11 protein-coding genes are annotated in these 13,332 nt (G+C 43.3%); 2 read left to right on the top strand and 9 right to left on the bottom strand.

What is annotated here, in order from left to right:
- Positions 1-14: 14 nt before the first annotated feature.
- The 4 genes from aguB to AK822_RS09130 all read right to left on the bottom strand — a co-directional run bounded on the left by aguB (position 15) and on the right by AK822_RS09130 (position 5,423).
- Positions 15-887 carry an N-carbamoylputrescine amidase gene (gene aguB, locus AK822_RS09145; protein ID WP_205628081.1) on the bottom strand — a complete coding sequence of 291 codons (873 nt, stop codon included), beginning with the start codon at positions 885-887 and terminating at the stop codon, positions 15-17.
- 117 nt (positions 888-1,004) lie between these two features.
- A complete protein-coding gene (locus AK822_RS09140; RefSeq protein ID WP_060491413.1) occupies positions 1,005-2,498 on the bottom strand; it encodes a Na+/H+ antiporter NhaC family protein in 1,494 nt (497 codons plus the stop codon).
- Positions 2,499-2,701: 203 nt separating this feature from the next.
- Positions 2,702-4,078, bottom strand: coding sequence for an NAD(P)/FAD-dependent oxidoreductase (locus AK822_RS09135; protein ID WP_228139005.1), 1,377 nt, complete (start codon positions 4,076-4,078; stop codon positions 2,702-2,704).
- A gap of 1 nt (position 4,079) precedes the next feature.
- Complete coding sequence (locus AK822_RS09130) at positions 4,080-5,423, bottom strand: glutamine synthetase family protein (protein WP_060491412.1); 1,344 nt, start codon at positions 5,421-5,423, stop codon at positions 4,080-4,082.
- Positions 5,424-5,890: 467 nt separating this feature from the next.
- On the opposite strand from AK822_RS09130, the gene AK822_RS09125 reads away from it, so the two are divergent.
- Positions 5,891-6,631 carry a gamma-glutamyl-gamma-aminobutyrate hydrolase family protein gene (locus tag AK822_RS09125; RefSeq protein ID WP_060491411.1) on the top strand — a complete coding sequence of 247 codons (741 nt, stop codon included), beginning with the start codon at positions 5,891-5,893 and terminating at the stop codon, positions 6,629-6,631.
- Positions 6,606-7,364, top strand: a complete 759-nt coding sequence (locus AK822_RS09120; RefSeq protein ID WP_060491410.1) for a cupin domain-containing protein — start codon at positions 6,606-6,608, stop codon at positions 7,362-7,364. Before AK822_RS09125 ends, AK822_RS09120 begins: the two co-directional genes overlap by 26 nt.
- 163 nt (positions 7,365-7,527) lie before the next feature.
- Here the strand turns inward: AK822_RS09120 and AK822_RS09115 are convergent, their stop codons facing one another.
- The 5 genes from AK822_RS09115 to AK822_RS09095 all read right to left on the bottom strand — a co-directional run bounded on the left by AK822_RS09115 (position 7,528) and on the right by AK822_RS09095 (position 13,082).
- Positions 7,528-8,877 (bottom strand): glycosyltransferase, encoded by a 1,350-nt coding sequence (locus tag AK822_RS09115; protein WP_228139004.1) that lies wholly within the window; start codon positions 8,875-8,877, stop codon positions 7,528-7,530.
- Positions 8,878-9,026: 149 nt separating this feature from the next.
- Positions 9,027-9,899: a TIGR03915 family putative DNA repair protein gene (locus AK822_RS09110; RefSeq protein WP_060491408.1), complete on the bottom strand. Its 873-nt coding sequence runs from the start codon at positions 9,897-9,899 to the stop codon at positions 9,027-9,029.
- Positions 9,900-9,956: 57 nt separating this feature from the next.
- Positions 9,957-11,225 (bottom strand): putative DNA modification/repair radical SAM protein, encoded by a 1,269-nt coding sequence (locus AK822_RS09105; protein WP_060491407.1) that lies wholly within the window; start codon positions 11,223-11,225, stop codon positions 9,957-9,959.
- A 119-nt stretch (positions 11,226-11,344) separates the two neighbouring features.
- Positions 11,345-11,959, bottom strand: coding sequence for a hypothetical protein (locus AK822_RS09100; protein WP_060491406.1), 615 nt, complete (start codon positions 11,957-11,959; stop codon positions 11,345-11,347).
- A 190-nt stretch (positions 11,960-12,149) separates the two neighbouring features.
- Positions 12,150-13,082: a hypothetical protein gene (locus AK822_RS09095; RefSeq protein WP_228139003.1), complete on the bottom strand. Its 933-nt coding sequence runs from the start codon at positions 13,080-13,082 to the stop codon at positions 12,150-12,152.
- Positions 13,083-13,332: the final 250 nt, after the last annotated feature.

Genomic DNA, 13,332 nt, shown 5'->3' with positions numbered 1-13,332 from the left:
CTTGTTAACAAACTTTATCCATGAGTCAGCAACGTGCCATACATCGATGGACGACGATCACGGAAAACGCCCCATTGCTGACGTTCGATAGCCAGTTGATCTAAGTCAAAAGTCGTACTAAGTATCTCTTCTTTATCTTTAGATGCTTCTTGGATGATCTCACCGCGACCATCCGTGATAAATGAGCTACCATAGAATTGCATAGTGCTGTCGTTGCCATTTTGGCTGATGGTTTCAGTGCCAATACGATTGGCTGCTATGACTGGCATGAGATTAGCGGCAGCATGACCTTGCATACAGCGCTGCCAATGGCCTTTTGAGTCGATGTCCAATGTTGGTTCATCACCAATCGCAGTCGGATAAAACAGTATTTCTGCACCCATTAATGCCATGCTACGAGCACACTCAGGGAACCATTGATCCCAGCAAATACCGACACCGATTTTGGCATACTTGGTTTGCCAAACCTTGAATCCAGTATCGCCGGGGGTAAAGTAGAATTTTTCGGCATAAGGAATACCATCTGGTATATGCGTTTTACGATAAGTGCCAAGTATCTCGCCATCGGCATCAATCACGGTCACGCTATTAAAAAAGGTATTGCCTGATTTTTCATAAAAGCTAATCGGCAATACTACCTCTAAGTCTTTAGCCAACTGTTTGAAGTGATTGATGGCCGCATTATCTGCAACTGAGGTCGCAAGGGTAAAGTAATCAAAGTCATGAACTTGGCAGAAGTAAAGCGTCTCAAACAACTCTTGTAGCAAAATGATATTGGCGCCAGCGTTGGCGGCTTTGGTGACCAACTCAGTAGCAGTGGCAATATTTTGTTGTATATCCCAACCACATGCCATTTGAGTCGTAGCAACGGTAACATTGCGCATGATCTAAATCCTTATCGTATTTATTAGTGACTACCATATAAAAGGGCTGTTTTTATTGACTAACGAACCATCTCTCATTGCCCGTTAGTCAATGATTAAAATAATAGCGCTAAGGTTGGCTTAAGCCATCATATAACCCAATCCTAAGAAGGTGACGACGGATAAACCCGCACCGAGCATAGCATAGGGGAACTGGGTAAAGGCGTGCTGCATGGGGGAGCAGCCAGCACCTTGCGCGGCAAGTAGCGATGAATCACTAAAGAAGCAAGCATGGCTACCAAATGATGATGCTGATAACAATGCGCCAATCATAAGAGGAGTGCTAACGCCTAATGCAATAGAGATTGGAAAGACAATCGGCATGGCAAGGACATACAGCCCCCAGCTTGATGATGTGGCAAAAGTTAAGAAAGCCATGACGGCAAAAATGACGGCAGGGAAAATAATAATCGTCATATAAGGCGTGATAGCCTCAATCACATATGAGGTCATACCAAGCTCATCATTGATGGCTTTTAAGAAAAAACCGCCGATGACGGTTGAGAGCGGATAAAGCATGACTTTAAAGCCTTTAAAGATGGCTTCAACTTGCGTCTCAAAACTTAAAATGCCTTGCATCCAATAGACAACGACGGTCACAAAACAGGTCAATAATGCACCGCGTAATAGATCGATTTCGAAGTAGACCGTAGAGACAATCAACAAAATCATTGGGAAAGCAAAGTTTGCGATATTGGCTTTGAACGATAGCTTACGCTTGGCTTGGACGTTTGAGATCAGTTGCTCTTCGACAAAGGCTTCAGGAACAGGATTACCCGCTTTGGCGCGTGCCTCGGCTTTTTTCATCGGTCCCCAGTCACCCAAAATGCCATACGCGACCAAGAATACAATCAAAAGTGCAAACCAAGCATATGCCATATAAGGAATCGCGCTGATATAAAGCCCAATACCTTCACCATCGCCAGCCACGCCGTTTTCTTCTAAAAGACCTGCAAAGTAGACCGCCCAAGTAGAAATAGGCACGATAATACACATCGGTGCGGCAGTTGAATCGACGATATAAGCAAGCTTTTCACGAGAGACGTTATAGACGTCAGTGAGTTTTTTGACGGAGGTTGATACTGCTAGACAGTTTAAATAATCATCAATGAAAACCACCACGCCCAAAGCAAAGGTGGCCAATAATGACTGACGGCGCGACTTAATGATTTTTTGTAGCCATTCACTAAAGCCATCTAGACACCCGCTAATCTCAAGCAGTTGAATGAGACCGCCCATTAGACCACAGACAAGAACAATCCAAATAATGGTCTCATTACCTAGCACCATCGACATGTTGTCTGCAAAAGGGGAGACTAAATCAAAAGGGTTGAGCATCACAAGGCCAGCGACACAGCCTGCGATCATGGATTCGAATGGTCGCCTAGAGACAATGGCAGTGACTAATACCAATAATGTTGGTAGTAAAGATAAGGTGCCCCAAGATTGGTCTGGGGCACGGCTGGTAGATAGCCAAGCAAAAGCCAGATAGATGACGACGGCTACTATGACGGTGAGAAATACTCGCTTATTATGATACTGTCCTTCGACAGCATCATTGAGCTTCATGTTCATATTTACGCTCCCTGTAAAACCTCATTGTTTTTTTAAACAAGCTCTATTCTATGGTTGACGCGCGACAGACAGTAGGACAGTAGCGAATCAATTGTCTATCGCGCCCCATCACAACAATCCGTTGCTATGATAGGTCACTGTAACGGCCGCTTTTAAAATAAAAACACCTTATTCAATGTTTATTATCCAAAGTTTTTATGCGTTTACATGCCAGTGGTATCTTTTAGCGCATACCACCATGAGCCCATAACCGAGTAAGGGACTCGCAGCGCTCGACCACCTGGGAATGGAATCCAAGGAATTTGTGCAAAAGCATCGAATTCTTTGGTTTTACCATTGATGGCATCGGCTAATATTTGTCCAAATAGATGCGAGCCTGTCACGCCATGACCACTATAACCATGGGCGAAATATACTCGCTCATGTAGTTTGCCCATTTGTGGTACGCGGGAAAAAGACAACGCAAAGTTCCCACTCCACGCATAGTCAATTTTGACATCACGTAACTCTGGAAAAATCTTAGTCATGTTTGGTCTAATTTTAGCTGTGATGTCGGCGGGGTCTTGACCACCGTAGACTGTACCGCCGCCGAATAACATGCGCTTGTCTGCTGAGAGGCGATAGTAATCCAAAATGTAGCGGACATCTTCGACACAAACATCGGTTGGCAGTAACTGATCTGCTAAATCACCCAGCGGCTCGGTGGCGATAATTTGCGTCGATACAGGCATGACACGGTCAGTCAGTTTAGGGATGACTTTATTGAGATAGGCATTGCCGCATAGCACCGCTTGCTTACAAGTTACGGTGCCAAACTCGGTGATGACTTTGATAGCATCGTCAGCATACTCAATATCAACCACTAAGGTATTTTCATAAATAGTACCACCGCCTTGCTCAATGGCCGCTGCTTCACCTAGAGCAAGATTCAATGGATGGAAGTGTCCACCGGAGTGATCGATGACTCCGCCCACATAGGCATCTGATTTTATATGCTCTTGGATACCGCGCTTATCGAGCATCTCTCTATCATGCATACCATGGCTCTCCCACAGTGCATGCGTTTCTTGCAAGTCTTTTAGCTGTCCGTTATTTAATGCCGCAAAAATATTTTTTTCTTTGAGATCACAGCTGATATCGTAGTCTCTAACAAAACGACGAATGATTTTGCCACCGCGGGTCACGAGTTGACCGACGAAGTTTGCATTTTCTTGACCATAAGACTTTTTGATTTTTTGTAGGCTGGCATTTAGACCATTGACGATTTGACCGCCATTACGCCCTGATGCGCCCCAACCAATTTGCGCGCCTTCCAGTACCACGACTTCATGATCGGTTTCAATGAGATGCAGGGCAGTGGATAAACCGCTGTAGCCGCCGCCAACCACACATATTTCCACTTGGATGTCATTTTTTAGCGTTGGTCTATCCGGCTTAGGATTACGACTGGCCGCATAATAGCTATCAGGATATTGCCCTTTGTCTGAATAATGCGGGATATTGCGCGTATTATTCGAGGATAGGTTTTGGTTCGTTGCTGTGTTGCCGTTTAAATTGCTACTTGAGTTGCTATTTGACATATCAAACATCCTGTAAATAGGTGAGGTATTCAAGGTTGGTCACTTGCTGAGCAAAGCGTTTGGCTTCTTGCTTTTTGACCGCGATCAATAGCTCAATCATCTCGCTTGGGAACAGCGAATCAATCACATCACTGCTTTCAAATTTGCGGATAGCGGACAGCCAGTCAAGTGGCAAGGTTTTAAGTTCTGCTTCGTCGTAAGTAATGCTATTAATGGGTTCTGGCGCTTCCAGCTTGTTTTCGATGCCATACAGCATACCTGCCAGTACCGCACTACAGACCAGATAAGGATTGGCATCTGCCCCAGAGACACGGTGCTCGATACGGCGTGCTTTTGAGTCACCACCGGGGATACGTACTGCCGCCGTGCGGTTTTCATAACCCCATGACACATTGTTTGGTGCTAGCGTACCGGGTGTAAAGCGGCGATAAGAATTCACATGTGGGGCAAATAGCAACGTGCAATCTGACATGGTCTTTAACAAGCCAGCGACTGCATGGCGCAAGATATCTGAGCCTTCATCTGACTCATCATCAAAGACATTATTGCCGTCTTTATCTAATAAGCTGCAATGCACATGAAAACCATTCCCCGATTGTAGACCAAAAGGTTTTGCCATGAATGTCGCGGTGAGTTTACGGCGAGCAGCGACGGCCTTGACGACCTGTTTGAACAAAATGGCATCGTCAGCGGCTTTTAGTGGATCATCTACGTGTAATAAATTAATTTCAAACTGACCACAGCCATTCTCTGCCAACGCGGCATCTGCTGGGATATCGAGCTTTTTGCACTGTGCATAAACTTCGTCTAAAAATTCATCGAATTGTAATAGATCATTGATACTCAAAATTGAGGTTTTATTCAGTCTTAGCCCGCTTTTGGGGCGGATAGGTGGTCTTGGGGTTTCGCCTTCAGTATAGTCAACCAAATAAAATTCCAGCTCAGTGGCCATCACTGGAGTCAAACCAAGCGCTTTGAATTTTTTGCTGATGTAATCCAAAACGTGTCTGGCATCACCGTAATAAGGCTCGTTATTTTCTGTATAAAGCCAAACAGGCAATAGCGATGAAGGCGCACTGGTATTGAGAAGTGGATAGGCGGCACGACCAGTAGGACGGGCAATGGCATCTATATCGCCATTACATTGAGAAGACTCGATGACATCAGCACCCCAAATATCAACGCCTAAGATAGATAAAGGCAATCGTATCGCACCGTTTTCTGCTTTTTCCATTTGATTGAAAGGGATGCGCTTACCACGAAGTAAGCCATTAATATCACCTGCCGCAACATAAACGTATTCTGTGTTGTTTGCAGATTCGACCATTCCATTGGTTGTCGTCATGTCTATTCTTCCTATGAATTTTTAGAATTACTGGGATTATTGTCAATACGGATACTGCTGGCGCATCGTCTTTTAGTGATATTTCTAACCAATGCTTGGTAAAACAGCGATTGATTACCTCTTATTTAAACAGTCTCTATGTGTCTCTTTATATTTCTCAAAACAAATTTTATTAATAATATGAATTCTTTAGATTTCGCTGTTCTTAGCCCTTAACATCGAGATATAAACGTCAACCCTTGTTTAATGTCTCGCTGATGACTTCCAATATAGGTGTGAAAAATATAGTTGTCAATTTTTATTTAAAATTATATTAAATTAATGCATTTATTCGATTTTATTATTAATATCGGCAATATTGAAATTTATAGTTTACATTTTATGAGGTGCTGTGTTAAATTTCAGCTAAATAAAGGATTGAGCAATATAGACGATGAGGTCTATTTGTTATAACTAGGGAAGACGGTATGAAAAATTCTAGACCTATTATTGCTATTGTTTCTTGTCATAAGATGGTTGATGGGCAGCCAGCACAAGCGGTGTATCAAAAATATATCGATGCCGTGAATTTTTATGGTGGCAATCCCATACTGCTGCCAAATACTGCTGCCGATAGCGAAAACTTTGAGGCGCTACTGAATATCGCAGATGGGATTTTGTTAACGGGCAGTTATAGTAACGTGGCACCAACGCGCTATGGCGCGACGCATATCGAAGCGAAACAAGACTTGGGTCGTGATGAGCTTAGCTTTAAGTTATTGGATTATGCAGACAAGACTGGCACTCCGCTATTGGCGGTTTGCCGAGGTTTGCAAGAGATGAATGTGCATTTTGGTGGCACGCTACATCCTGATTGGCGGGAAGTAAAGGGGTTTTATGAGCCACATTTAGAGGACAATACTCAGCCACTTGAAGTGCAGTATCAGCCAGTTCATGACGTGATTATTCAGCCAAATGGCAGGCTTGCTGCCTTTGGTGAAAAATGGCACGTTAACTCGCTACATAAGCAAGCAATCCATAAAGTAGGCGCGCGTTTATTGGTTGAGGCTCTAGCGCCTGATGGTTTGGTCGAAGCCATCAGCTTGTTGCAACATCCATTTATGATTGGTGTACAATGGCATCCTGAGTTAAATTATGCACAAGACGACTTGTCCAAATTTCTATTCACGGAATTCATTCACTATGCCAGCAAACCCCAAACTGAATAGCACTACTGAAGGCAATGTAGACAATGCCAGCACTGACATTGATATTAATAACGGCATTGACGCTGATGTTGCCAGTGATAAAGCGGCTGATATCGATACAGATGACGACATCAGTGGTGATGATGAAGATGAGCTGACAGACTCTGAGACAGCGATGTCAGCCGAAAATGACGAGTCGCCAGAAGAGGATATCGGTAAAAAGATCAATCAGCTGCGCCTCGCAAAAGGCTACTCGCAACGTAAGCTTGCGAAATTGTCGGGATTAACCAATACTTCTATCAGCTCCATTGAGCGCAATAAAGTCAGCCCAGCAGTGAATACGCTAAAGGCGATTTTAGCGGTGCTGGGTTCTGATTTGACCACGTTTTTTAGTGATGAATGGAAGGAACCAAAGGCGAGAGTCGTGGTAACGCCAAAGGATTTGTTGGAACTGAGCGAACCGAGTAGCAGAGTGTCACTAAGACAGGTATATAACTGTAGTACCACCAAGAATTTGGGTTTTTTGATTGAGGTGTATCAACCGAACAGCTCAACGGAAGAAAAAATCGCCCACGAAGGTGAAGAGATTGGCACCGTTATTGAAGGCAAGATTCTTATCCGTATTGATGAGACGACGTATCTATTAAACCAAGGTGATAGCTACGTGATTGATACCATTCGCCCGCATACTTTTATCAACCCTACTGATGGCGTGACTCGCATTGTTAGTGCGCACACCCCGACGACTTATTAGGTGAGCATTTTAATAGCCATTTAAGTTGATGTTTAAATAACCATAGTGATTTTCCGCGCGGCTTCTAAAAATAGAAGCCGCGTTTTTTTGTATGAAATAATTCATTGTGAAAACACGCCCCAGCAAGCTGTTAGATATTAGCCTAAGTAATAAAGTGATAGGCTTACAGGTCTTTATGATCTTGAAGCGTGTCTGAGTCAGTAAGCGGATTTAAGGGACTCATCGCTTTAGGTTTTTCTTTGATAAGCTTTACTTTGGTTTGTTTATCGGCTGGTTCTAGCGCGACATAAGCAGACTCAGGCTTCTTACTAGTGGGTTTAGAGGATTTTTTTAGCGTCTTTTTAATTCTTTTGACAGCAGCGGCATCGCTCGCAGCTTGTTCCTCTGCGAGCGAGTCGTCGTATAAACCTTGGTAGACAGCGAGGGTTTCTTCAATCATCTCACGCATGGTGAATTTGTTGGTCATTTCAGGGCGCGTAACGCTTTCTAATTGGTTTCTGACTGCTTTGCATAGCGCATTGGCATTGTATTTTTTGACCAACCCTTGAGGATATAGCGGTTGTAAAATCTCACTAAATGCGGCCTGATCCCAACCAATAACGGGCGTGCCTAAATGAATCGCTTGTAAGGCGTTGATGCCGATTGATTCAGGCTCATTAGCAAGCGCCATCACGATATTGGCGGCTGAGAGCCATTCACGCATGTCATTACGTTTGCTACCTACATAAGTAATTCGATCAGCCAACCCTAATGTATTAGTGCGTTGACGAAAATCTTCGTGTGCGACGTCACCATCTCTATAATCATCATCCATGATAATGACGTGGATGTTAGGGAACTGCTCTTGCAAGTTGCCCAAAATATCAATCAGCCATTCCTGACCATATTCGTTGCCAATAATGGTTGGAAATACCAGCCACTTTTTATGCTCAAGCTCAGGATATTCAGCAAAAGTATGCCGTAGCCAATAAACAGATGGATTATGACGATAAGGATAGCGGCGCGTATCGATACCACGGTAGATGCGTTTGATGACTTTAGGGTCTGCATCTTCTCGGCGCAGGCCTTTTTTTAGATAATTGGTCACACTATCGGAGACGGTAATGATGGTATCGACATCGAGTAAGGCTTGAGAATATTTATTGATCGGATAAAAACCATACATGGTTGACACTAGCTTTGGTATCCGCTTGACGCGGGCGCGGCGCAATGCCAAATGCAGTATCCATGCAGGTGTGCGTGAGTGCACATGGATCACGTCAGGGTCGTACTCTTCAATTAAACGCCGCAGCGCCGTGACTTGTAGTAACGACAGCCAAGACTTTTTATTCATGTGTAGCTGATGATAGTTATTGCCATCACGCTTTAGGCGTTTGACCAGATCATTATCTTCATCGGCGCTAGAGACGATGATGGAGGTATGGCCATTTTTGACCAATGCGCGCCCAAGATGAAAAATACCGCGCTCGGATTCATCATGCTTTAAAGACGATAATAGGCGCATAACTTTCATAATGGCATTGGTGACCAGTTCATAATAACAAGTGGCTATTGTCAGTTAAAAGCCGCCAAAACTCAACCATCAAGATAAAAAGATAAGGTTATATGGTCGAGTTTCTAAGAGAGAGACGCATAAAGGCTTGAATAGAAGGATAAAAGTCATTAGCGACGTTTCTGTAAATGCTCAGCATTGGGCAGTACTTGTTTTTCGCTTAAGTATTTCCAATAGCGCTGCGGCAAGTATTGCTTATGCAAACGTAGGTTTTTACGCTCTTTGATGTTGACGTTAGTAAAGTAACCTTGCCAAAATTTTTGATAGCGCTGCTCATCCTCGCTATGAATACTGGCAGGATTGCGCAGCACGGTATCATCTAAATCAGTGATAGTTTGCAAAGTCGCAGGTCGTGATGGCGTGCTTTGGCTCTTGTCATAATAAATGCCATAGCCACGGGATAAATCATAAATCGCCCAGTGTTGGTCTTGGTAGCGCTGACGAAAATGCTCACCAATCAAAGGCAAGACATTAAAATCAGGCTCTACTCGCGCAAAATAGATATCGTCAGTGGTATGCTCAAAACGTACAAAGGCTTCCATACGATGCTTCTCACGACCAACAGACTTGACCGTTTGCACCAGCTCTAAAACATTAAGATTACCCAAATCCTCCATGATAGAGCGATTAGGGTAGTCAATGGCATATTTGACTACCTGAAATAAAATCGTACCGATATTGTCTTTTTCGGATAAAAATCCCCAGAGAATATTGCGCATACCGGAACGACCTAAGAGCTGATTAAGCTTGGTCAGTACGCGTTCGGCATTGTCTTCATCAGTAGTAACGCTAGTCGCTTGTGCGATTAATGAAGGTACATAGCAGTCTTGGGCGATTAACTGTAGAGAATCATCGTTTTGCAGTTTATTGGCATAGACATAAAATACCGCACTCAGCCAACCCTCAAAACTTGGCTCATAAAGCACGATGCTGGGTGTTAAGTGACCGACAGTATAGTCGTGGCTTTGCAGCAGTTGTGACATCTATATTCCTATTTAAAATAGTAATCATTGAAACAATGCTAATTACAACAGTGCTATTTAAAACAGCGCCAGCTGTCCATTACGTTGATCTTTATACTTGGTCTGCGTCTGTGCCAATACATATTGCCGGAAGTTATCACGCGTTAAATGCGCTAAATGTTCGTTTTTTCCGGTAGTTGCGATGAAGTATTTGGCGCGATTGACAGCCGCGCCCATTTTTTTGAGATGATAAAGTGTCAACTGGTTAAACTTGCGCGCCTTCACTATCTTTTTAGCCGTTTTGGTGCCGATACCGGGAATGCGGACAATCATCTCATAGCTTGCGGTTTGAATATTGACCGGAAAATGCTCGCGATGGCGGATTGCCCAAGCAAGCTTTGGGTCGCAGTCTAAATCTAAAAATGGCGAGTCTGGTTCAACGATTTCATGCGCGCCAAAACCATAAAAACGCATCAGCCAATCCGCTTGATACAGACGGTTTTCACGTATCATTGGCACAGGCGTCCCAATCGCTGGCAGGCGACTGTCAGACAACATCGGCACATAGCCTGAATAGTAGACGCGCTTCAAATCATATTGCTGATAAAAATGACTCGATAGCTGAATCACTTGCAAGTCAGTCTCGTTACTCGCGCCAACAATCATTTGACTGGTTTGACCTGCTGGCACAAATTTCGGTGCTTTTTTATGGGTTTTACAGCTCTCTTTGATCGTAATAATTTCAGTTTTAACGGTTTCCATCGGTGCTTTTAATTCATCATGCGACTTCTCTGGTGCGAGTAAAGCCAAGCCAGATATCGTTGGAATCTCGATATTAACGCTGAGACGATCGGCGTATAATCCCGCTTCTAACAGCAACTCTTTTGATGCACCCGGAATGGTCTTTAAATGGATATAGCCATTAAAGCGTTCACGTGTCCGCAATATCTTAGCGACCTCAACCAGTCGCTCCATCGTATAATCGCCACTCTTAAAAATACCTGAGCTAAGAAATAACCCTTCGATATAGTTACGGCGATAAAACTGCATGGTTAAATCAACCACTTCCTCGACGCTAAAAGCAGCACGCGGCGTGTCATTGCTTTTGCGTGAGGTGCAATAAGCGCAGTCGTATATGCAATGATTGCTTAAGAGGATTTTTAACAAGCTGACGCAGCGACCATCTTCAGTATAGCTGTGACAGATACCAGTTGCAGAAGCATCGCCCAGACCACCGCCTTGGTTTTTGCGCGTGCCACTCGATGATGAGCAAGAAACATCATATTTAGCAGCATCCGCTAAAATATTGAGCTTGCCTTGTAGTCGTTCATAATTGATGGTGGCCATAAAATTACCAATTCATTTATTGGCTATTATTTTAGCAAATTGTCTTGTAAGTCACTGTAATTATTGAAGAAATATTTATTTCATGCGACAACTGTTGTCGTGCTATTTATGAAATTTTTTTAATTATGAGAGCAGGGATTAGGCAAGGTTTGAACCACTTCTTCTGAGAAGTATTCTTTGACAATGAGACGTCCTTTTTTATCAAACTCGACGTTGTACTTGGGGTAAGCTGCAAAAGCGTCAGGGTCATAGGTTGAAGGAAAATCGATTTCTTTATCTGAAAAAAATCGGCTAGCCGTCCATAATTGTTTATCATTATTATATCCAACGCTACACCGACTGTTTAGGTCAAAGGTGAAATAACGGCCAAAGTATTGCTCCTTGCCGCCACGACCAAATAGCATATTAGCACCGCACGGGTTGCCACAGCCGATATAGACATGATAAGTATCTTTATCGATTTTTTTGAGCGAAGTATGGTTCCAGCCGTAATGACCTATTCCATTCATAAGCACGGTTTCTATTACTTCGCCATTATTTAACGTTTCGCTTTTAAGGATATAACCATCATCGCAATACTCATAACCGTCTTTACTCATATATGCAGTACAAATTTTTGACATATAAAAGCTAGCGTCAAATTTTGGTTCGGCAGCTTCAGCCCAAGATATAGAACTAAAAATACAGCTATAAATGATAAAAGCTAATGAATAGAGAGCAGTAAATTTATACATGGAAATAATGACCGGATACTTGTTTTGAATTAATTGCACTATAGCAAAAGGTTAGTTGTTAAGGAATAAGGAACACTCATCAAAAAGGTCTTGCTGACTAGGAAATTAGCCGGCAAGACCTTTTATTAATTTTAATTTTAAGATTTATTAAATAACAATATTTTCAAATCTAAACTTTCAAATCTAATTTTTACTGAACCTTCGCACGTATAACAACCGTTTGCGGTGCGTTAGCAGGAAGATCTACTAAGTTCCATTTGAGTCCAGAGTAATTTTCTGTGATGACTACAGTGTTGCCAACTTGTTGGATAGTCTGATAACTGTCGCCACCTGTTGTCGCAAGCGTTGGTAGTGGGCTATTCAATGATACCAATTGCACGCCATTTGGCAGTGATACCATGGCATTGATGTCAGTGACGGGTTGTGCCGTGGTATTGGTATAAGTGGTGTGGTATTCGATGATGTCGCCAGGTGCGATATGGTTCGCAGGTACAGCCACTTCGCGACCATCTTTATTTTTTAATATTTTCATCACTTTGGTTTGTGCATTCACCACGTCAGGCGTACTAAAAGTCGGGGTCAGTTGCAGAGCATCTAAAGACGTAGATACTATTTGCGTCGTTGCAGGTTGGTTCGTTACTACGGTTGTCGTTGGTGTATTGATGACTGGCAATTGGGTAGCCGTCGTCACAGGCAATACTTGTGTCACGCTAGTCGTCGGCACAGCTATGACATCAACCTTGCTGGTTTGATTGGTGACTTGGTTGGTCACAGGTACGCTCGTAACCGTGGTGCTGCCTTGGGTGACGACCGTATAGCGTGGCACATTGGTTACTTGAGTCACCGCATAAGGCATGCCGTCTTGCATAGTGATGCCATGTGGTGTCGCTGTAATGGTCGCGGTTTTACCGTCAGAATACTGCTCAACGACGGTAGTACTACTACCAGCAGACGAAATGGTGGCGATCTCAGGCGCAGCATGTGCGGTAGATACTGTCAATAAAGCGCCTGCTAAGATTGTTGGAATAGCAGTGCTTATCACGCTTTTTTTGACGAGGCTGTGCTGGGTAAACGCCTTCTTATTTATAGTCAGTAACGCTGGCATATCGATGTGTATGGTCATAATAGATTCCTTTAAAATAACAGTAAATAAAGCCGCTAATGTAGTAGCAGAAAGCAAAGCGTAAAAAATAACGCTTAGAAAACAACACCTAGAAAAGAAAAACCCCCGTCAAATGATCATGTAAACCATGTCAAATAACGAGGGTAAAGATACTAATGATAGCCAACGTTCGCTATCTCTCCATCATTATTTTAGTCAGTTGCTAAGCACTGATGTCTAATGCTTATAATGAGACACTTGTAATAGTCAC

The sequence above is a fragment of the Psychrobacter sp. P11F6 genome (assembly GCF_001435295.1).
Taxonomy (GTDB): Bacteria; Pseudomonadota; Gammaproteobacteria; order Pseudomonadales; family Moraxellaceae; genus Psychrobacter.
The sequence above is the reverse complement of the archived record's forward strand: the minus strand, read 5'-3'. Positions and strand labels throughout refer to the sequence as shown.

Coding starts and splice junctions, on each gene's coding strand:
- AK822_RS09125 (WP_060491411.1), top strand. CDS start 5,891: ATGAAAAATTCTAGACCTATTATTGCTATTGTTTCTTGTCATAAGATG.
- AK822_RS09095 (WP_228139003.1), bottom strand. CDS start 13,082: ATGACCATACACATCGATATGCCAGCGTTACTGACTATAAATAAGAAG.
- AK822_RS09120 (WP_060491410.1), top strand. CDS start 6,606: ATGCCAGCAAACCCCAAACTGAATAGCACTACTGAAGGCAATGTAGAC.
- AK822_RS09135 (WP_228139005.1), bottom strand. CDS start 4,078: ATGTCAAATAGCAACTCAAGTAGCAATTTAAACGGCAACACAGCAACG.
- AK822_RS09115 (WP_228139004.1), bottom strand. CDS start 8,877: ATGAAAGTTATGCGCCTATTATCGTCTTTAAAGCATGATGAATCCGAG.
- AK822_RS09140 (WP_060491413.1), bottom strand. CDS start 2,498: ATGAACATGAAGCTCAATGATGCTGTCGAAGGACAGTATCATAATAAG.
- AK822_RS09100 (WP_060491406.1), bottom strand. CDS start 11,959: ATGTATAAATTTACTGCTCTCTATTCATTAGCTTTTATCATTTATAGC.
- AK822_RS09105 (WP_060491407.1), bottom strand. CDS start 11,225: ATGGCCACCATCAATTATGAACGACTACAAGGCAAGCTCAATATTTTA.
- AK822_RS09110 (WP_060491408.1), bottom strand. CDS start 9,899: ATGTCACAACTGCTGCAAAGCCACGACTATACTGTCGGTCACTTAACA.
- AK822_RS09130 (WP_060491412.1), bottom strand. CDS start 5,423: ATGACGACAACCAATGGAATGGTCGAATCTGCAAACAACACAGAATAC.